This is a genomic window from Mesorhizobium sp. WSM4816 (assembly GCF_055811535.1).
Genome location: NZ_JBVVQR010000003.1, coordinates 19,897 through 38,923, shown reverse-complemented (window position 1 = coordinate 38,923; position 19,027 = coordinate 19,897). Strand labels below are relative to the sequence as shown.

Annotated in this window: 17 protein-coding genes and 1 pseudogene; 12 read left to right on the top strand and 6 right to left on the bottom strand. The window is 62.9% G+C overall.

Annotation, left to right across the window (positions count from 1 at the left end):
• Nucleotides 1-104: 104 nt before the first annotated feature.
• The 7 genes from AC0L3H_RS04430 to AC0L3H_RS04400 all read left to right on the top strand — a co-directional run bounded on the left by AC0L3H_RS04430 (nt 105) and on the right by AC0L3H_RS04400 (nt 7,229).
• On the top strand, nt 105-2,417 hold the full coding sequence (locus AC0L3H_RS04430) for a putative bifunctional diguanylate cyclase/phosphodiesterase (protein WP_473495388.1): 2,313 nt from the start codon (nt 105-107) through the stop codon (nt 2,415-2,417).
• Between the two features lie 146 nt (nt 2,418-2,563).
• Complete coding sequence (locus AC0L3H_RS04425; RefSeq protein ID WP_473584639.1) at nt 2,564-3,343, top strand: N-acyl amino acid synthase FeeM domain-containing protein; 780 nt, start codon at nt 2,564-2,566, stop codon at nt 3,341-3,343.
• Nucleotides 3,344-3,471: 128 nt separating this feature from the next.
• Nucleotides 3,472-3,621, top strand: coding sequence for a DUF3096 domain-containing protein (locus tag AC0L3H_RS04420; RefSeq protein WP_023796799.1), 150 nt, complete (start codon nt 3,472-3,474; stop codon nt 3,619-3,621).
• Nucleotides 3,622-3,817: 196 nt separating this feature from the next.
• Nucleotides 3,818-4,042: an aa3-type cytochrome c oxidase subunit IV gene (locus AC0L3H_RS04415; RefSeq protein ID WP_023796798.1), complete on the top strand. Its 225-nt coding sequence runs from the start codon at nt 3,818-3,820 to the stop codon at nt 4,040-4,042.
• 86 nt (nt 4,043-4,128) lie between these two features.
• Nucleotides 4,129-5,400, top strand: a complete 1,272-nt coding sequence (locus tag AC0L3H_RS04410) for a Re/Si-specific NAD(P)(+) transhydrogenase subunit alpha (RefSeq protein WP_473584638.1) — start codon at nt 4,129-4,131, stop codon at nt 5,398-5,400.
• Nucleotides 5,400-5,825 (top strand): NAD(P) transhydrogenase subunit alpha part 2, encoded by a 426-nt coding sequence (locus tag AC0L3H_RS04405; protein WP_029347614.1) that lies wholly within the window; start codon nt 5,400-5,402, stop codon nt 5,823-5,825. The genes AC0L3H_RS04410 and AC0L3H_RS04405 overlap by 1 nt, the downstream gene beginning before the upstream one ends.
• Nucleotides 5,826-5,831: 6 nt before the next feature.
• Nucleotides 5,832-7,229, top strand: coding sequence for an NAD(P)(+) transhydrogenase (Re/Si-specific) subunit beta (locus AC0L3H_RS04400; protein WP_473495391.1), 1,398 nt, complete (start codon nt 5,832-5,834; stop codon nt 7,227-7,229).
• 46 nt (nt 7,230-7,275) lie between these two features.
• Here AC0L3H_RS04400 and AC0L3H_RS04395 read toward each other — a convergent pair whose 3' ends face one another.
• Nucleotides 7,276-7,695, bottom strand: a complete 420-nt coding sequence (locus AC0L3H_RS04395) for a DUF1284 domain-containing protein (protein WP_473495392.1) — start codon at nt 7,693-7,695, stop codon at nt 7,276-7,278.
• Nucleotides 7,692-8,269 (bottom strand): annotated as a pseudogene (locus tag AC0L3H_RS04390) (biotin transporter BioY). Before AC0L3H_RS04390 ends, AC0L3H_RS04395 begins: the two are co-directional and overlap by 4 nt.
• Nucleotides 8,270-8,616: 347 nt before the next feature.
• Between AC0L3H_RS04390 and AC0L3H_RS04385 the strand changes: the two are divergent.
• The 4 genes from AC0L3H_RS04385 to AC0L3H_RS04370 all read left to right on the top strand — a co-directional run bounded on the left by AC0L3H_RS04385 (nt 8,617) and on the right by AC0L3H_RS04370 (nt 11,631).
• On the top strand, nt 8,617-9,711 hold the full coding sequence (locus AC0L3H_RS04385) for a hypothetical protein (protein ID WP_473584637.1): 1,095 nt from the start codon (nt 8,617-8,619) through the stop codon (nt 9,709-9,711).
• Entirely contained in the window at nt 9,671-10,117 is a 447-nt protein-coding gene (locus AC0L3H_RS04380) for a hypothetical protein (RefSeq protein WP_473584636.1), read from the top strand. Before AC0L3H_RS04385 ends, AC0L3H_RS04380 begins: the two co-directional genes overlap by 41 nt.
• 56 nt (nt 10,118-10,173) lie before the next feature.
• A complete protein-coding gene (locus tag AC0L3H_RS04375) occupies nt 10,174-10,374 on the top strand; it encodes a hypothetical protein (RefSeq protein WP_473584635.1) in 201 nt (66 codons plus the stop codon).
• A 114-nt stretch (nt 10,375-10,488) separates the two neighbouring features.
• A complete protein-coding gene (locus tag AC0L3H_RS04370) occupies nt 10,489-11,631 on the top strand; it encodes a DUF4166 domain-containing protein (RefSeq protein WP_473584634.1) in 1,143 nt (380 codons plus the stop codon).
• Nucleotides 11,632-11,944: 313 nt separating this feature from the next.
• On the opposite strand, the gene AC0L3H_RS04365 is transcribed toward AC0L3H_RS04370, so the two are convergent.
• Both AC0L3H_RS04365 and gyrB read right to left on the bottom strand, forming a co-directional pair.
• Nucleotides 11,945-12,862 carry a hypothetical protein gene (locus AC0L3H_RS04365; protein WP_091592732.1) on the bottom strand — a complete coding sequence of 306 codons (918 nt, stop codon included), beginning with the start codon at nt 12,860-12,862 and terminating at the stop codon, nt 11,945-11,947.
• 245 nt (nt 12,863-13,107) lie between these two features.
• Entirely contained in the window at nt 13,108-15,579 is a 2,472-nt protein-coding gene (gene gyrB / locus AC0L3H_RS04360) for a DNA topoisomerase (ATP-hydrolyzing) subunit B (protein WP_473495397.1), read from the bottom strand.
• Nucleotides 15,580-15,924: 345 nt separating this feature from the next.
• Here gyrB and AC0L3H_RS04355 point away from each other — a divergent pair, with 345 nt between their 5' ends.
• The gene (locus tag AC0L3H_RS04355) at nt 15,925-17,295 is read left to right on the top strand and encodes a cytochrome P450 (protein ID WP_473584633.1); all 1,371 of its coding nucleotides are present in this window, start codon (nt 15,925-15,927) and stop codon (nt 17,293-17,295) included.
• Between the two features lie 13 nt (nt 17,296-17,308).
• On the opposite strand, the gene AC0L3H_RS04350 is transcribed toward AC0L3H_RS04355, so the two are convergent.
• Together AC0L3H_RS04350 and AC0L3H_RS04345 are read right to left on the bottom strand one after the other, a co-directional pair.
• A complete protein-coding gene (locus AC0L3H_RS04350; RefSeq protein ID WP_473584632.1) occupies nt 17,309-18,283 on the bottom strand; it encodes a complex I NDUFA9 subunit family protein in 975 nt (324 codons plus the stop codon).
• A gap of 116 nt (nt 18,284-18,399) precedes the next feature.
• Nucleotides 18,400-18,852, bottom strand: a complete 453-nt coding sequence (locus AC0L3H_RS04345) for a DoxX family protein (protein ID WP_473584631.1) — start codon at nt 18,850-18,852, stop codon at nt 18,400-18,402.
• Between the last annotated feature and the right edge of the window lie 175 nt (nt 18,853-19,027).

The window sequence follows — 19,027 nt, the reverse complement described above, 5'->3', positions numbered from 1 at the left end:
TTCCCTGGCGTTAGCCGACCTGATGGTGAGGCCCGGAACCGCCTCTCTAAATCTTTCTTAAGGCTGATGTGACACAGCTTGCCTCCCCAGGGTGGGACTCAGGCGTGAATCTGAAAAGAAAAAACGAGATCCCGGTCGACGTCTACATTCCGTTCGTGGAAACTCTGTTCCGCGACAGCCTGACGCTTTCGATTGGATTCTTTGCCCAAACCCTGCTGGTCGCGCTGGTCTACTGGAAGACCAGGGATCCGATCTATATTGCGGTGGTCGCCGGATTTCTGATCGTCGCATTTCTGCGCCTGCGTAACATCAGAAAATACCGCCACGCCCCGTCACCCAGGAATTGGGAGGAGGCGCGCCGCCGCGAAAATGATTACATTTTCTATGGCTCCATGCATGGTTTAATGCTGGGCGCCTTCTGTTTCGCCGGCATCTACTTGGCGCATGACAACTATGCCGAAATCGCCGCTGTCTGCGTTACGCTGGCGTCCGCCACGGCGATCGCCGGCCGCAATTACGGCTCCCCGAGGATGGTCATGATCTTCATCATGACCATGACGTGGTCGATCTCGCTGGGCTTTATCCTGCGTGGCGATGTCTACCATGTGATCCTCGGTCTGATGTCGGCTCCCTTCCTATTCGCGATCAAACGCTTCGCCGATGTGGTCAGGGAGGTGCTTTTCGCCGCTTTGTCCGAAGAGAAGAAGGCGAACCGTCTCGCCCAGCGCTTCAATCGGGCGCTGAACACCATGTCGCACGGGCTTGTCATGCTCGGCCCTGACGGCCGGGTGGTGGTGGCCAACGCCGAAGCCGCGCATCTGATGTCGCTCAAGTCGCCCGACGCGCTGCTCGGGCGATCGATCCACGGCCTGCTGATGCGCGGCGTTGCCGGCGGCATGCTGGCGCCGAAGGACTGCCGCTACATCGAAGCCCAGCTTACGCGCGCCCTGCGCGAGGGCCGCGACCGCAAGGTTCTCGTCTCGCTCGCGAACGGGCAGCACTATGAGTTCTCGGCGCGTGAGGGCAGCCAGGAACTGGGCGTCATCACCTTCGAGGATGTGACGGCCCGCGTCGAGGCAGAAGGCAAGATCCGCTTCATGGCGCGCTACGACAGCCTCACCGGCCTGCCCAACCGCGCCTATTTCCACGAGCTGATCGGAGAGGCCATGGCATCCGGTGACCTCGAGCGTCTCTGCGGGCTCGCCGTGCTCGACCTCGACGACTTCAAGAGCGTCAACGACACGCTTGGCCACCCGGTCGGCGACGGATTGATCTACGCCGTCGCGGAGCGGCTGGCAGCGATCGCCGGACCAGGCGTCACCATCAGCCGTTTCGGCGGCGACGAGTTCATGGCCTTCTTCGACCGCGTTGAGGACGAGAGCCACCTGACCAGCCAAATCGACGGGATTTTCATTGAACTGCAGGGCGAGGTCGACGTCGCCGGCCACGGACTGCGTATCCAGGCCAGCGGTGGCGCGGTGCTGTCGCGGGTCAGGGATACCGATGTCGACGCCATGATCGTCAAGGCGGACCTGGCGCTCTACAAGGCCAAGGAACTCGGCAAGAACACCTGGCGGCTGTTCGAGGCATCGATGGATGCCGCTTTCCGCAGCCGTCAGCTGATGAAGGCGGATCTGCGCACTGCGGTGGAAAGCAAGGGGTTGCGGGTGGTTTACCAGCCGATCGTGGCGATGAGCACGATGCGCATAGCCAGCTGCGAGGCGCTGTGCCGTTGGGACCACCCCGATCTCGGACCGATCTCGCCCAGCATCTTCATTCCGCTGGCGGAGGAAATGGGCATCATCTCCGAGATCAGCACCTTCGTCCTGCATGCAGCGTGCATCGAATGCGCCAAATGGCCAGCACGGACCAGTGTCTCGGTCAATCTCTCGGCCAAGGACTTTCGCAACCGCGACGTTGTGCAAAAGGTTCGCGATGCGCTCGCCAGCTCCGGCCTCGCCGCCGGCCGTCTGGAGATCGAGGTCACCGAGACGGCGCTGCTCGACGACAAGTCGCTGACGCGTCAGTATATCGAGGAATTGAAGCGGCTTGGCGTGCGCATCGCGCTCGACGATTTCGGCACCGGCTATTCGAGCCTGAGCTATCTCCACAAACTGCCGCTCGACAAGATCAAGATCGACCGTTCATTCCTGATGGACGTCACCCAGAACAGCCGTTCGCTCGAACTGCTCAAGGGCATCGTCAATCTGTCACGGCCGCTGGGGCTTTCGGTGACTGTCGAGGGCGTCGAGACTTTCGAGCAGCTCAAGATCCTGGCCTTGCAGGTCAAGCCGGACCTGGTTCAGGGATTCCTGTTCGGCTCGGCGCTCAGCGCATCCGGCATCGAAACGATGGCGAGTACGGTCTGGCCCTTCGCCAAGGACATCAAGACGGCCAGCGAGGCGACGCATCGCTGAATTCGCCGGAAGACCTGGTACTTCAGTATAATTCTGCCGATTATTAACCTTAATAGCCGGTAAATGATTTCTATCTTGTTTTCATCTTTACATCATACGGCCCTATCGTAGTGTTGATCGCGGCGGCAGTTGCGGGGAACGAGTTGATGATTGTCGAGTTGACTTCGCCTCGCCAGGCGGCGGGTGCGGACGGGACTAATGCGTCTGACGATATGTCCGGCTTTGCCAGGAACGTCTCGGCGATGCTCGAGCGGACGGAATATCGCCGCTGCGACAAGGGCGAAGATCTCGAAGACATTTACAGGTTGCGCTACAAATCTTACCGTCTGAGCGATATGGTCCCGGAGAATCCCGACCATATTGTGCATGACGAGCTCGACGAAGCGGCCAATTGCTCCAAGTTCGGAATCTATATCGACGGCGTTCTGGTCAGTACGCTGCGTATTCACCATGCCTGCAGCGCCACGCCGCAGTCGCCTTCCACGACGGTTTATGGCGACATATTGCGCCCCATGCTGGCGTCTGGTCTGCATTTTGCCGATCCCAGCCGCTTTGCCGCCGATCCGGACTGGTCGCGGGTCTATCCGCAAATTCCGTATCTGACGCTGCGCCTCGCTGGCATGGCATGCTTCTACTTCGACGCGCCTTATTGTCTCTCCACCATCCGCCCGGAACATGCAGGCTTCTATCGTCGCATTTACTGTTCCGAGCAAATTGGCGAGTTACGCAATTATCCGGGCTTGAATTACAAGGTCGTGCTCTACCGAGCCGACGTCAGCGCCATTCGCGAACGGTCTTTCTCCCGGTTCCCATTCTTCCGGTCGACGCCGATGGAACAGCGCATGCTGTTTGAGACACCTGGTGCCGGTGAACTCGCGCCGCTGACCATTCTGCCGACCGCCAAATACTACCGCGAAGCCGCCTGACAATTGGCAAATTTAAAGCGCGGCTGGAACTTTCAGGCCGCTTCTGGTTTCTGGGAGGCGCGCCGGTGGTGCGTGGGCGACGTCAATCTGCGTCGCTTCGGCGGAAATTCTATAGAGAGGAACCCGACATGACCATTCCCACGCTCGCGCTCACTCCGTTGATCTCGCTGATTGCCGGCGTGCTGATCCTGGTGATGCCGCGACTCCTCAACTACATCGTCGCGCTCTACCTGATCGTCGTCGGCCTGCTTGGGCTGTTTCCGCAACTCGCCGGCTGAAAAATGTCGGCAGGCGCGGTAGCCGGAAAGCAAGCGCGAGGGCGGCAGCCGCGAGCGCCTCCGAAACGAAATCCTGCATCTGGCGGCTCCAATTTTCTTTTGAGGCTGTTGTCTCCAGCGATGCGGCAATAGCGCCATTGCCCTCGGCCTGGCTTTTCGCTATGTGCCTGAAAGATGTCTTCGAAGGGGTATTCCTATGGCTGATCACTCGCCGACCGGTCCTGTCGAACTAGGCGCGAAGATGGACTATGCCGAGCACGACCGCACCTATGCCGGCTTTATCATGCTCGCCAAATACGGGTCGCTGTTTTGCGCCGCCGTGCTTCTGGCAATGGCTTTCGGTTTCTTTGCGGGCGGCTTCTTCTCGGGCTTTGTCCTGTTCGTTCTGATCCTCGCCGTCGGCGCTTTCATTCTCCGGTAAATTCTTCAAAATCCCCTTGCCCGCGACATCGCCGGAAGTTCGGTCGGCGTCCTGCGCAGACAGGTTCCAGCCGAAAGGATCATGCGGTGGGACAGACGGTTTTCATCCCTCGTGAGCTCGATGCGAACGAGCCACGCGTTGCTGCCTCGCCCGACACGGTGAAGCGGCTGGCGGGGCTGGGGTTTGACGTCATCGTCGAAAGCGGCGCCGGCACGGCATCGCGCATTCCCGACGAGGAGTTCGCCAAGGCCGGCGCTGTGATCGGTAAGGCCAGCGATGTCGCCAAGGCTGATGTGGTGCTGAAGGTGCGCCGGCCTGAAGGGGCGGAGCTGAAGGCCTATCGCCCGGGCAGTGCCGTCATCGCCATCATGGATCCCTATGGCAACGATGCTGCCGTCGATGCACTGGCAAGGGCCGGCGTCACCGCCTTCTCGATGGAGTTCATGCCGCGCATCACGCGCGCCCAATCAATGGACGTCCTGTCCAGTCAGGCCAACCTCGCCGGCTACCAGGCGGTGATCGATGCGGCTGCCGAATATGACCGGGCGCTGCCGATGATGATGACGGCGGCGGGCACGGTGCCGGCGGCGAAAGCTTTCGTCATGGGCGTCGGCGTCGCCGGCCTGCAGGCGATCGCTACTGCGCGTCGTCTCGGTGCCGTGGTCACCGCCACCGACGTGCGTCCCGCCGCCAAGGAACAGGTCGCCTCGCTCGGCGCAAAGTTCCTGGCGGTCGAGGACGAGGAGTTCAAGGCGGCCGAGACGGCTGGCGGCTACGCCAAGGAAATGTCCAGGGAATACCAGGCCAAGCAAGCCGCGCTGACTGCCGAGCACATCGCCAAGCAGGACATCGTCATCACCACGGCGCTGATTCCCGGCCGTCCGGCGCCGAAGCTCGTTTCGGCCGCGATGGTCGCCTCGATGAAGCCGGGCTCGGTGATCGTCGACCTGGCGGTCGAGCGCGGCGGCAATGTCGAGGGTGCCGTGCCCGGGCAGGTGGTGACCACGGCCAACGGCGTGAAAATCGTCGGCCATCCCAACGTGCCGGGCCGCGTCGCTGCCTCCGCCTCGCTGCTCTACGCAAGGAACCTCTTTGCGTTCCTCGAGACGCTGGTCGACAAGACCACCAAGACGCTTGCCATCAACCGCGACGACGAATTGGCCAAGGCGACGATGCTGACCGATGGCGGCCAAGTCGTGCATCCGGCCTTCGCCGGCAAGCCGGCGGTGATGATCGCCTCGGCCGAGCCTGCGAAGCCCGCCGCTGCAAAAAATCCAGCCCTGCCAAAGAAAACTGCCGCATCCAGGAAAGCTGCCGCACCCAAATCGCCCGCCAATAAGTCGAAAGGGATCGCGTGATGGACCAGACCTTGCAGAAAGCCCTCGACCAACTCGACCAGGCGACCGCCGCCGTCCGTCTCGCGGTGCAGGATCTGGCCACAGCTCCAGGCGGCACAGATGCGGCGGGCGACGCCGCGCACGCGCTGTCCGGCGGGGCGATCGATCCGTTCGTCTTCCGCTTCGCCATTTTCGTGCTGGCGATCTTCGTCGGCTATTACGTCGTCTGGTCGGTGACGCCGGCGCTGCACACGCCGCTGATGGCCGTCACCAACGCCATTTCCTCAGTCATCGTCGTCGGCGCGCTGCTTGCCGTCGGCATCTCGGCGTCCGGCATCGCCACCGGCTTCGGTTTCGTCGCGCTGATGCTGGTCTCGGTCAACATCTTCGGCGGCTTTCTCGTCACCCAGCGCATGCTGGCGATGTACAAGAAGAAGGACAAGTAGAGCGCCATGAACGCCAACTTCGCCTCCTTCCTCTATCTGGTCTCCGGCATTCTGTTCATCCTGGCATTGCGCGGCCTGTCGCATCCGACCACGAGCCGCCAGGGCAACATGTACGGCATGATCGGCATGGGCATCGCCATTGCCACCACGCTGGCGCTGGCGACCCCTTCGGCGGGAGGCTTCGGCCTCATCGTGCTCGGTCTTTTGATCGGCGGCTCGGTCGGCGCGGTCACTGCACGGCGCATCGCCATGACCTCGATGCCGCAGCTGGTCGCCGCCTTCCATTCGCTGGTTGGCCTTGCCGCCGTCATGGTGGCGGCTGCCGCCGTCTATGCTCCGGAAAGTTTTGACATCGGCACGGTCGCCGACATCCACGCCCAGGCGCTGATCGAGATGAGCATCGGCGTCGCCATCGGCGCCATCACCTTCACCGGCTCGGTCATCGCCTTCCTAAAACTCGACGGCCGCATGTCGGGCAAGCCGATCATGATCGGTGGCCGCCATTTCATCAACGCCGCCCTCGGCATCGGGCTGATCGTGCTGATCGTGCTGCTCGTCACCACCGAGTCCAAGCTGGTGTTCTGGCTGATCGTGGCGGCGTCGCTTGTCCTTGGCGTCCTGCTCATCATCCCGATCGGCGGCGCCGACATGCCGGTGGTCGTCTCGATGCTGAATTCCTATTCGGGCTGGGCGGCTGCGGCACTCGGCTTCACACTGGGCAATCTGGCGCTGATCATCACCGGCGCGCTGGTCGGCTCGTCCGGCGCGATCCTGTCCTACATCATGTGCAAGGGCATGAACCGGTCGTTCATCTCGGTCATCCTCGGCGGCTTCGGCGGCGAGACTTCCGCCACTGCCGACGACGGCATCGAGCGCACGGTCAAGCAGGGCTCCGCCGACGATGCCGCCTATCTGATGATGAACGCGCAGAAGGTTGTCATCGTGCCTGGCTACGGCATGGCGGTCGCCCAGGCGCAGCATGCGCTGCGCGAGATGGCCGACAAGCTCAAGGCCAATGGCGTCGACGTGAAGTACGCCATTCACCCGGTCGCCGGCCGCATGCCCGGCCACATGAACGTGCTCCTGGCCGAAGCCAACGTGCCTTACGACGAAGTGTTCGAGCTCGAGGACATCAACTCCGAATTCGCGCAGGCCGACGTCGCCTATGTCATCGGCGCCAATGACGTCACGAACCCGTCCGCCCGCGACGACAAGTCGTCGCCGATCTACGGCATGCCGATCCTCGACGTCGACAAGGCTCGCACCTGTCTGTTCGTCAAGCGCTCGCTCGGCTCCGGCTATGCCGGCATCGACAACACGCTGTTCTACAAGGACGGCACCATGATGCTCTTGGGCGACGCCAAGAAGATGACCGAAGAGATCGTCAAGGCCATGGATCATTGATCCGGGTTGGCGACCCCGACAATCGTCCCACTGCGAGCGTTGCCTTTCACCGGAGCGCCACCGTTCCATAGTCTGACGCGGCGATTGAACTGCAAAGGTCAAACCACTCGCACCCGCCGCAAGCACCCCGGGTACGGCCCGAAGAGAACGCATCGCGCATAGTTCGCAGAACCGAGGGATGGAGCTGAAGTTCCATGTCCTCGGCAATCGAGTACCCCAGAAGCGTACCAACACTGGCCGCCGCCTGACGGTCGCGCTCCGTCACGCTGTCGCGAAGGCAGTGCGGCTCCGCCTCACCGAGCAGGGGCGCGCAAATATCGTCAGGCCCGGAGACGATCAGCATGTGTTCGCCTGCGGAGAGCCGAGCCGCGATCGCGTCGAAATTGGCGACGAACGCAGCGCTGTAACCCTTGCCTGCGTAAGTCAGCAGGCAAAGGAGATGGTGCGGCCGCAGCCGAACGGTCATTTTTGCGCGCGGGTCATGAGCTTGAGCGTCACCGCGGCCAATGCCGACTTGAGCGCCCCGCCGATCAGGAACGGCGCGACGCCGTGGACAATTGCCTGTTCGATGCCAATGGCGACGGAAAGCCATGCCGCGCCCAGCACGAGGCAAAGCGCGTTGCCCAGGAGCATGGAGACGAACGCCAGCCAGGGGCGGTTGCCGTTCCAGCCGCGCTCCGCCAGCCATCCCGTGAGCGCGCGACCACGGGGAAGGCAAAGAGGTATCCGGCGGTCGGGCCGACAAAGTGATGCGCACCGGCAGCGCCCCCAGATAAAACCGGCAACCCGATCGCGCCTTCGACCAACCATGCAACGATCGTGGCCGCGCCGAGTCTCCAGCCGTAGACCGCACCGATCAGGGTGACCGCAAAGGTCTGCATGGTCACGGGCACCGGAACCATAGGCACGTCGATGTAAGACGCCAGCGCCAGAAATACGGTTCCCAGGACGACCGCCCCGATCTGCCAGGACAGCGACCAGTCGCGGATGCGCGGCGCGCTTGAAGCCGCGTGGCTGGCGGAGGTGGGGTTATGAGGCATATGCGTTCTCTTTCGTACTGGCTGTGAAGCAGGCGCTATGCCTGACTTGCGGGATTGAACGACGTGCTGCCCGGGAGGACGGAGTAGCGGATCAGGCGGCTGTCGGCAACGGCGGCTTGCCGATGCTTCATGGCGGCGCGACAAACGGCGCCGGAAGTCACAGTCCTAAGTTTCGCGACAAAATCGCCAGCGTTGAACTCTTCAACAAATTCCTGTCGCAAAACCCTCCCGCAAAGTCGGCGATTTGCGACAGATATCTGCGACGCTTTTTGCACTTGCTTCGGATTCAGCACTACGATGGGCAAGTTCTGTTCCGATGGACAGATTTGTCACCAACGGAGGCACCGGTGTCTGGCCCCCAGCCTGTCGCTTCGCCGACCAAGTCCGGCTCGCCCGCGAAGGCCAGCCTGCCGGCCCCCGGAAAGGCGCCGCGCAAGCTCAGCCAGGCCGTGGTCATCGTGCATGGCATGGGCGAACAGCGACCGATGGGCACGCTGAGGGAATTTGTTCAGGCTGTTTGGAGCCATGATCCCGCCCGCGCGCCGTTTTATGCCCAAGTCGCGGATCCGGCCAACCCAGGCGGCGAGAAGATCAACCAGAGCTGGATCACGCCTGACAGCCGGACGAACTCGCACGAACTTCGCCGGATCACCACCCCTTATGATGTCGATGGCCGCCGCACTGATTTCTACGAGCTTTACTGGGCCGACATCACGCAAGGCACGACGCGGAGCCGGCTTGCCGCCTGGGTGACGAATCTGCTCTGGCGCAAGCCCGCCGACATTCCGCGCGACGCCCGCGGGCTCTATGTCGTCACCCTTCTGGCCGTCATAGCAGTCCTGGGCGCGGCATTCGTGCTCGCAACCTCGACCTTGCGAGGGCATATTTACTGGACCACGGGCATGCTCGTCACGATCCTGGCCTCGTTCGTCGTCTGGTCGGTGGACCGGTTCGGTCTTCCTTATTTCGGTGATGTGGCCGCCTATGTACGGGCTGAAGCGGCAACAGTCGAGAAGCGCGCGCTTGTCCGCGACCGTGGTTTGTCGCTGTTGAGGCGCCTCATGCTGGACGACGGCTACGACCGCATCGTTCTGGTCTCGCACAGCCTGGGATCGATTATCGCCTACGATCTGCTGCAGATATTGTGGGCCGATTTCAGGCCACGAAAGCTGGAAGCCGCCCGCGACAAGGCGAGACTGAAAGCGATCCGCGCCGTCGACAAGTCGACGCTCAAGTCAGATGGTTCTGCGTGGCCGGACAGCTTGGACGATTTTTCCGGATTCCGGCGCGCCCAATGGGAACTCTACCGCAACCTCTGCGCCAGCGACGCCGATCATCCATTGCCTTGGAAGATCAGCGATTTCGTCACGCTCGGCAGTCCGCTGACCCAGCGAATTTCTGGTGACCTACAATCTCGCCGAATTCAGGCGCGGCATCGCTGAGCGGCTGTTCTCGGCATGTCCGCCAATCGCCGACACGGCGGCCGGTGGAACCGTCCTCTACCAGGAAGGGCGCAGCCGTTCGGGCAAGCCGCAGCGGGCGGTGCATCACGGTGCGGTGTTTGCCGCGACGCGCTGGACCAACATCTTCGACAGGGGCAATGGGTGGCTGACCGGCGACCCGATCTCAGGACCGATGGCGGAGAATTTCGGCCCCGGCGTGGAGAACATTCAGATCGAGCTGCGCAGTTCGCTTGGCCGCATCTTCACGCACAGGCTCTACTGGTCGCCGCTGAAGGCGACCGGCGTCGAGGTCGCGGCAGCCGCCGGCACGCCGCCGCGCTCTCATATCGGCGTGCTGCGTGACGCCGTCGATCTCGGCCGAAAACTGGAACGACCCGAAGCATAAAGCGGATTGGCGCGCCGGAGCATGCCAATACCGCCGGAACATGGAGACAGACTTCTGTGAGCCAAGAGAGCGCAGCACGCATGAACATCCTGATCCTGGGCGGATCCGGCGTTTTCGGCGGGCGCCTGCCGCCTTTCACAGAGACGATGTCCATCGTCTTCGCCATCTCGCGCAGGACGGCGGCGGTCAGCACAGGAAAGCTGCTGATGCCCGATAGAATGAATATGCCTGCGTCCTTTGCTTGCGCGTCGAACTGAGGCACGCCGAACACAAAGTCGGCGGCGTCGGCAAAGTCGAGATAGTCGATGCCAGCGTCGATGCAGGCCGAAATCACACGATAGCGATTGGTCCCATAATGTTGGAACGGCATCATGCGTGCGGTGGTGGGCTATGCCGGCGCTCCGGTGAAGCTGCGACGACATGGGGTGCAATCGCATGGCATCGCTCTGGCTGAAAGCATGCGCTTCACCATCGCGGTGCCGGGCCGGCTGCCGCTCCGGAACATCCGTTTCTCGCTGGTGGACGTGCCGGACTTGCAGGTCATCCCGCCCGAGCATCCCTCAATGACCGATATCTGGATGGGAGCCGGGCCAGTCCCGGAATTCTTGCACCGGACACTCAACCTCCTGGCGAAGGCGCGCGCGAGGTTCAGGCTCTCGTCGCTGGAACCTTTCTCGCGTCTCTTCTACGCGGTGCTCAACCGAATGCGTTTTGGCGAGCATCGCGGCGGTATGTTCGTCAGCGCGTACGGCACCACGGATGGGCAGGACGCCGAACGGAGCTGGCATCTTTTGGCCGAAGGGGATGACGGGCCATACATCCCATCGATGGCCATCGAAGCGATCATCCGTAAATTGCTGACGGGCACTCGTCCGGAGGCCGGAGCACGGTCCGGGGTCCGCGCCCTTGAGCTTGCCGACTATGAGGCGCTGTTCCAAAGCCGGAAGATATTCACCGGGTTTCGGGGACACGAGAATGTTGCGCCCCTGTACTGCGGGATTCTCGGATCCGCCTTCTCCTCACTTGCTCCGCGCCTTCAGGAGTTGCATGGCAGCACCGCCACCCGCCAATGGACGGGCTTCGCCGAGGTACGACGCGGTCCCCGCCCGGCGGCCGCGTTCGTGGCGGCGCTTGTCGGCTTCCCGAAAGCTGCGCCACGGGTGCCGGTCACGGTGACATTTTCGCCCGAGAACGGCTCTGAACACTGGATGCGAAGTTTCGACGGCAAGTGTTTTTCTTCGATTCAGTCGGCCGGCACTGGGAGGGACCAGCATCTTCTGATGGAACGGTTTGGGATCGCGTCCTTCGCGTTGGCTCTGGTGGTGGACGGCGATCGTCTGACCCTGGTTCCGAGACGATGGTCGCTGCTGGGTATTCCAATGCCCGGCTTCCTCCTTCCCAAAGGCTCGAGCTTCGAAACGGAACGGGACGGGCAATTCTGCTTCGATGTGGAAATTTCGATGCCGCTGATCGGCCTGGTCGTGGCGTATCGGGGGACGCTCAGCCCAACCTGAATAGGTTGAACCCAAAGTCAGTAACGGTACGCGGTGTGCCACCCGCACCTGGGCAAAAAATCCTGGATTCGGTGTGGAGGACCAGCAGCCTGCCGCCGGCACCCCGCGGCGCTCGCATATCGACGTGCTGCGTGACGGCGTCGATCTCGGCCGCAAACTGGAGCCAAGCCAGCCGGCACCGACGACTTCTGCCGGAAGATAGGGCCACGCTCGTTTGGGCGAATCAGCGCGCAGTTCATGGCGATGACGTCGTTAAAACAACCGGTCGATGCCGGGGAAAGTCTCGGCGTCGATAGAACCCCTCAAGCACCGATCAACGGTCGGTCAGGAAGACCGCCTCCTCGTCGTCGCGCTGCCTGCCCCCAAGTGCTGCTGCGGCGCTTGCGATGAAAGCGCCGACGACCAGGGACAGAGCGCCAAGCAGCGCGAAGGTGGCACCGGCTTTCCTGGCGGTATCGGCAGCCTGCTGGGCCTGGACCTTCGCCTCTTCGACCCTGGCAAGCACGGCATCGACACGGGCCCTGGCATCGGGTTCCGACAGCCCGGTGCGGGCGGCTACCAACTGCGACAGATAGGTCTTGTCGTCGGCTGACACTTCGCCTGCTGCTGCGCTCGCGATCAAAATGCGCGAGGCCTGCGCCGTCGCCGCCGCATCGCTCTCCGGGTTGGCGGCAGCAAGCCTGGCCGCATCGGCCGGGCGGAACAACGCATCGACGAAGTACGACGTTGCGTTGTCGGTCGCGGCGTCTCCGGCGTTTGCGGTAGCACCTGCCGAAGCGCCCATTGCCGCGCCCGACGCGACTGTCGAAGCGGCGTGGACGCCGGTTCCGACAGCTGCGGAGAGCGCCGAGCCGAGCACACCGGCGACGAGCAACGTTGCAAGCGCCCAGGCGAGGAAGCCGTGTGCGGTATCGCGGAAAAAGACCTCATCGGTGTGGACGCCGACCCATTTGGTGCGTAGGCGCCCGGCAAGATAACCGCCTACGGCCGACGACAGCCACTGCACGATGATCAGCCACGCAGCCGTGGAGGCCGCGAAAGTTGTGACTGAGGTGCTCAAGCCGGACCACGGCGAAACCATCGTCAGCCCGAGCCCGGAGCCGAGCAGCATCAGGATCAATGTTAGCGTCGAGGCAGCAAAGGCGCCGGCCACGATTGGCCCCCAGCTGACAGCGGTAGAAGAGGATTCCGTCGGTGCGGAAACGTCGACAGCCGTTAGGGTTGACTGCATGTCAGCCCCCTAACGTGCGAAAAGCATGATGAGAATAATGATCGGAATCGGGACTCCGAGAAGCCAGAGCAAAATGCCACGTCCCATGAGTGCCTCCTGCGGCGATTGTGATCGATTACAATGCCTTGGATGCTCTTCCGTTCCGACCGGCCCTCATGATCCTTTGTTGCGACGCAGCAGGGATCGTTGGTGGGCCTGGGCCTACCAATACCTTAAGTGTCCGAAGCTGAGCAGCTGCTTGGGCTCTAAATATCCAGGTTGGCGACCGACAGCGCGTTTTCCTGGATGAACTCGCGCCTGGGCTCGACTTCGTCGCCCATCAGCCGCGAGAACAGACTGTCCGCATCGGTGGCGTCATTGACCTTGACTTGTAAAAGCGAGCGCACATTCGGGTCGAGCGTGGTCTCCCAGAGCTGCTCGGCATTCATTTCGCCGAGGCCCTTGTAGCGCTGCATGGTCAGGCCCTTGCGGCCGGTGGCAAACACGGCATTGAGCAGCGCCAGCGGTCCCGAGATGGTTTCGGACACATCCTTGCGGCGCAGCACCGGCGGCTCGCCATAGACTTCTGCTAGGCGCGGCGCATAGCGGTCGAGTTGGCGGGCGTCGGCCGAATTGATCAGCGCCAGATCGAGATGCGCGAACTCCTTGACGCTGCGCACCGTGCGCTCGAACACATAACCGCCGACCCCTTCGTTTGAGGTCGACATGCGGCCGGTCCAGCCGCGTTCGGTGTCCTCGGCGATGATGTCGAGGCGCCGGGCGACACGCTCGGCCATCGCGTTGGCCCGGCCGAGATCGACGAAGACATCCGGATTGAGCGCGCCGGCGATCGCCGCCTGCTCGACCACGCCTCTGTTATAGCGGGTGTGCAGCCCGTTGATGAGCTGGCGCACTGCCAGCGCATCGTCGATGGCGCTGCGCAGGTCCTGCCCGGCCCGCACCTCGCCGGTGCTGAGCGCAAGCGACGCCTCTTCCAGTCCTGAGCCGATCAGGAATTCCTCGAAGGCGCTTTCGTCCTTGATGTATTGCGAGCTCTTGCCGCGCGTCACTTTGTAGAGCGGCGGCTGGGCGATGTAGAGATGCCCGCGCTCGATCAGCTCCGGCATCTGCCGGAAGAAGAAGGTCAGCAGCAAGGTGCGGATGTGGGCGCCGTCGACGTCGGCGTCGGTCATCAGGATGATCTTGTGGTAGCGCAATTTGTCTGCGTTGAACTCGTCCTTGCCGATCGAGGTGCCGAGCGCCGTGATCAGCGTGCCGATCATGTCGGAGCCGAGCATACGGTCGAACCGGGCCCGCTCGACGTTGAGGATCTTGCCGCGCAGCGGAAGAATGGCCTGGTTCTGGCGCGAACGGCCGCCCTTGGCCGAGCCGCCGGCGCTGTCGCCCTCGACGATGAAGATTTCGGACTTCGCCGGGTCACGTTCCTGGCAGTCGGCCAGCTTGCCGGGCAGCGAAGTGACGCCGAGCGAGCTCTTGCGGGTGATGTCGCGCGCCTTGCGCGCGGCTTCGCGCGCCGCTGCCGCCTGGATGACCTTCTCGATGACAACCTTGCCCTCGGTCGGGTGCTCTTCGAGCCAGGTGCCGAGCGCCTCGTTGACGAGCCCTTCCACCACCGGACGGACTTCGGACGAGACCAGCTTGTCCTTGGTCTGCGAGGAGAATTTCGGGTCGGGAACCTTGACCGACAGCACGGCCGTCAGTCCTTCGCGGCAATCGTCGCCGATCAGCGCCACCTTCTCCTTTTTGGTGAGGCCCGTGGATTCGCCATAGCCGGTAATCTGGCGCGTCAGCGCGCCGCGGAAACCGGCAAGATGCGTTCCGCCGTCGCGCTGCGGAATGTTGTTGGTGAAGGCCAGCACGTTCTCGTGGTAGCTGTCGTTCCACCACATGGCGACTTCGACGGTGATACCGTCGCGCTCGGCCCTGATAGCAATCGGCTTGTCGATCAGCGGCTTCTTGACGCGGTCGAGATATCTGACGAACTCCTCGAGCCCGCCATCATAATGCAGCTCATGGCGCACGACGTCGGCATGACGGGCATCGGTCAAAATGATGCGCACGCCGGAATTCAGGAAGGCGAGTTCGCGCAGCCGGTGCTCCAGCGTGCCGAAGTCGAACTCGACCATGGTGAAGGTCTCGGTCGACGGAAAGAAGGTGATCTCGCTGCCGCTGCGCCCCTCATAGGTGCCGGCAACCTTGCGCTGCTCATAGCTGCCGGTGACCCTCAGCGGTCCGTCGGCATTGCCATGCGAGAAGCTCATCTCGTAGATCTGGCCGTTGCGGCGGATTTTCAGCTTCAGCCAGGCCGACAGCGCGTTGACAACCGAGACGCCGACGCCGTGGAGGCCACCGGACACCTTGTAGGAGTTCTGGTCGAACTTGCCGCCGGCATGCAGCTGCGTCATGATCACTTCGGCCGCCGAAATGCCTTCGCCGGTGTGGATATCGGTCGGAATGCCGCGGCCATTGTCGATGACCGTCACCGAACCGTCGGGATTCAGCGTCACCGTGACGAGGTCGGCATGGCCGGCCAGCGCCTCGTCGATAGCGTTGTCCACGACCTCATAGACCATGTGATGCAGGCCCGAGCCGTCGTCGGTATCGCCGATATACATGCCGGGCCGCTTGCGGACGGCGTCCAAGCCCTTCAAAACCTTGATGGAATCGGCGCCGTACTCGGCCTCAGCGCCGTTGGCGTTGTCGATCTGATCGCTCATGAAAACCTGTCTGATTGATGCCGCACATCCAGCGCAAAAATCGGCTCCGAATCGCGCGTCCTTGATGGCCCAGATATAGGTGCAAAAGGCGGTTTTTCCAAGGTTTGCAAGCATTTCCGAATGGAAGAAGAGCACGCCTGGCGGGCCACGGCATCGGACCCAAAAGTGGAACCGGTTTTGCGAACAGAGCGGCCGCACAAAAGCGGGCCGACCTGTTCCCGACGATCATCTACTCTCCTGTGCCCCGGTGACATTTCCGGAGAGCGGGCGCTTCGCCCTTGCCGTTCAGCAACATGGACGCTTGGCTTGCCAGCCACTACATTGAGTTCACCAGCGGAGCACGCCATGGACAGTCAGCCCGCCCCCTTTGTCCCGCCGGCGCCGAAGCCGCGCACGTCGCCGCCTTCGACGCTGGAGATGATCCGCATCGTCTATCGCAATCCGCTCGAACTGTGGGGCGAGCCGACCTACAACCAGCCTTGGATTTCGGTGACCGGCATCGGCGGGCCGCTGGTCATCGCCAACGATCCCGGCCTCATTCGCCACGTGCTGGTCGACAATGCCAAAAACTACAAGATGGCGACGGTGCGCCAGATGATCCTGCGGCCGATCCTGCGCGATGGCCTGCTGACCGCCGAGGGTGAGGTCTGGAGGCGTTCACGCAAGGCGATGGCGCCGGTGTTCACGCCGCGCCACATCTTCGGTTTTGCCGAGCCGATGCTGAGGCGTACGCGGGAGTTCGTCACCCGCTACGAGGGCGGCGGCACGTCGGACATCGCCCACGACATGACGCTGCTTACCTTCGACATCCTGGCCGAGACGCTGTTTTCCGGTGAGATATCGGGTGAGCCGGGCAGCTTCGCCAAGGAGATCGACCGGCTGTTCGAAACCATGGGCCGCGTCGATCCGCTCGACCTGTTGCGGGCGCCAGACTGGCTGCCGCGCCTGACCCGCATCCGCGGCCGCAAAACCATGGCCTACTTCCGCAAGATCGTCACCGACACCGTCAAGATGCGCGAAGAGCGGGTCAAGCACGATCCGGACAAGGTGCCGCAAGATTTCCTCACGCTTTTGCTCAAGGCGGAGGGACCGGACGGGCTGACGCGCGCCGAGGTCGAGGACAACATCATCACCTTCATCGGCGCCGGTCACGAGACCACGGCGCGTGCGCTCGGCTGGACGCTCTATTGCCTGGCCGAAGCGCCTTGGGAGCGCGAAAAGGTCGAGCGCGAGATCGACGCCGTGCTGGCGCGCGAGCCCGACCCGACAAAGTGGTTCGACGCCATGCCGTTCACCCGTGCCGCCTTCGACGAGGCGCTCAGGCTCTATCCGCCGGCGCCGTTGATCAACCGCGAGCCGATCGAGCCCGAAACCTGGAACGGCCTCTACATACCGAGGCGTGCCGCGGTGCTGGTCATGCCCTGGGTCGTCCACCGCCATCGCAAGCTGTGGGACAGGCCCGACGCCTTCATGCCCGAACGTTTCCATCCGGGAAATCGCGAGAAGATCGACCGTTTTCAGTATTTGCCGTTCGGCGCCGGTCCTCGCGTCTGCATCGGCGCCAGCTCTGCCATGCAGGAGGCGATCATCGCTCTGGCGATCATGCTGTCGCGCTTCCGCTTCGATACCACCGCCGAAACCAAACCGTGGCCGGTGCAGAAACTGACGACGCAACCGCAGGGCGGCCTGCCGATGCAGGTCACGCGGCGGCTTTGAGCCGCCTGATTGGCTATTCCGCCGTCTTGCGCTGGAACTGGCCGGCGGGCCGGTAGCGCCAGAGATAGCTCGGCAGGATGCTGCCGATCGGCTGTGGCTGGATATCGAGACCGGCGAGCGTCCGGTTTTCCCTGATGGCCGCTTCCGAGACGATGTTGTCCCCGCGCAACTGCAGGACCTGATCCTTGGTCAGCAACGGATTGGGCAAAAGCCCGAGGATCGATGCCTGCATGTTCGCCACCCACCACGGCACCGACACCAGCAACCGCTTGCGGTCGATCATGGCAAGCATTTCCTGCATGCATTGCTTGAAGGTGAGCACCTGAGGTCCGCCAAGCTCGTAGATCCGGCCACCCTGGACTTTGCCGTCGACCGAGCGCGCCACCGCTTCGGCGACATCGCCGACATAGACCGGCTGGAATTTGGTCCGCCCGCCGCCGATCAGAGGCAGGACCGGCGAATAGCGCGCCATGCTGGCGAAGCGGTTGAAGAAGCTGTCCTCGGGGCCGAAATTGATCGAGGGCCGCAAGATGACCGCATCCTCGATCGTTTCCAGGACCGCTTTTTCACCGAGCGCCTTGGTGCGCGCATACTCGGATTGCGCGTTCAGATCGGTGCCCAGCGCCGAGATATGGGTGAGCCCGGCGCCGACGGCGCGCGCCGCTTCGGCGACCGCGCGTGCGCCGAACTCGTGGACGGGCGTGAACTTCTGCCGGCCGCTCTCATGCAGGATGGCTACCAAATTGACGACATGGTCGGCGCCCTGCACGGCGCGGTCGACCGACCAGCGCACGCGAACATTGGCCTGCACCGGCTGGATCTGGCCGACATTGCCGAGCGGCTGCAGATGGCCGGCGAGATCGGGCCGGCGGCAGGCGACCCTGATGCGATAGCCACGCCGGGCCAGCGCCCGCACCACATGGCGGCCGACAAAGCCGGAGCCGCCGAACACGACGACGAGCTTTGGGGTCTGCAGGATTTCGGTCATGGCTGGCTCCGGCGCGCTTTCCAGATTACTGGGCTTGGCTGAAGCCGTTCATAATCCGTTTCGCGCCGAAGGCAAAGGGCGATCCTTTGTCGCCGTTTGCCGCGGTGTCGGCTGGTTCAGAACGCCCTGCCGATGCGCGCGTCGACCGATTGGCGGTTGCCGCCGCGGATGACGAAGAAGAACAGTATCGTCGCCCACAGCAGCGATTTTTCGGCACCCGAAAAGCCCTCGCCCAGGGTGACCCAGTGGAACCAGACGGTGACCAGGAGCACGAACATTCCGGCGAAGGCGGCCGGGCGGGTCAAGAGACCGATGGCGATGAAAATGCCGCCGAAGAACTCGGTGCAGGCCAGCAGCACCGACCAGAACGCGCCAGGATAGAAGCCGAGGCCTTCGACCATCTCGGCGGCGCCGAGCGGGTCGATGATCTTGCCAGAGCCATGGATGGTGAGAAAGATGCCGGCCACGGCGCGCAGGATGGTTTCAGAGGTAGTGTTCAGCGCCGCATAGAGGTTGCCAAGGGCCGGAACGACAAGATTGGTGCTGGGATTGTGGGTGCTTGCGGCCATTGGGGTTCCTCTTCTGCTGCTCCGCGCAAACAGCCGCCACCCCAGCCAAAGTCAAATGAACAAAAGTTGACCGGGAAATGCATGTTACTGGTCAGATGCGGGAGAGCGCGGAAAAACCCAGCCGACGCGAGGGTTTCCGCTGTTTCCGAAACGTGGTTCGACGAGGCAGCCTGGG

Bases quoted from the DNA above. Each gene is read 5' to 3' on its own strand.
- AC0L3H_RS04355 (WP_473584633.1), top strand. From the start codon at position 15,925: ATGGACAGTCAGCCCGCCCCCTTTGTCCCGCCGGCGCCGAAGCCGCGC.
- AC0L3H_RS04370 (WP_473584634.1), top strand. From the start codon at position 10,489: ATGCGTGCGGTGGTGGGCTATGCCGGCGCTCCGGTGAAGCTGCGACGA.
- AC0L3H_RS04365 (WP_091592732.1), bottom strand. From the start codon at position 12,862: ATGCAGTCAACCCTAACGGCTGTCGACGTTTCCGCACCGACGGAATCC.
- AC0L3H_RS04345 (WP_473584631.1), bottom strand. From the start codon at position 18,852: ATGGCCGCAAGCACCCACAATCCCAGCACCAATCTTGTCGTTCCGGCC.
- AC0L3H_RS04395 (WP_473495392.1), bottom strand. From the start codon at position 7,695: ATGACCGTTCGGCTGCGGCCGCACCATCTCCTTTGCCTGCTGACTTAC.
- AC0L3H_RS04415 (WP_023796798.1), top strand. From the start codon at position 3,818: ATGGCTGATCACTCGCCGACCGGTCCTGTCGAACTAGGCGCGAAGATG.
- AC0L3H_RS04350 (WP_473584632.1), bottom strand. From the start codon at position 18,283: ATGACCGAAATCCTGCAGACCCCAAAGCTCGTCGTCGTGTTCGGCGGC.
- AC0L3H_RS04420 (WP_023796799.1), top strand. From the start codon at position 3,472: ATGACCATTCCCACGCTCGCGCTCACTCCGTTGATCTCGCTGATTGCC.
- AC0L3H_RS04405 (WP_029347614.1), top strand. From the start codon at position 5,400: ATGGACCAGACCTTGCAGAAAGCCCTCGACCAACTCGACCAGGCGACC.
- AC0L3H_RS04400 (WP_473495391.1), top strand. From the start codon at position 5,832: ATGAACGCCAACTTCGCCTCCTTCCTCTATCTGGTCTCCGGCATTCTG.
- AC0L3H_RS04425 (WP_473584639.1), top strand. From the start codon at position 2,564: ATGATTGTCGAGTTGACTTCGCCTCGCCAGGCGGCGGGTGCGGACGGG.
- gyrB (WP_473495397.1), bottom strand. From the start codon at position 15,579: ATGAGCGATCAGATCGACAACGCCAACGGCGCTGAGGCCGAGTACGGC.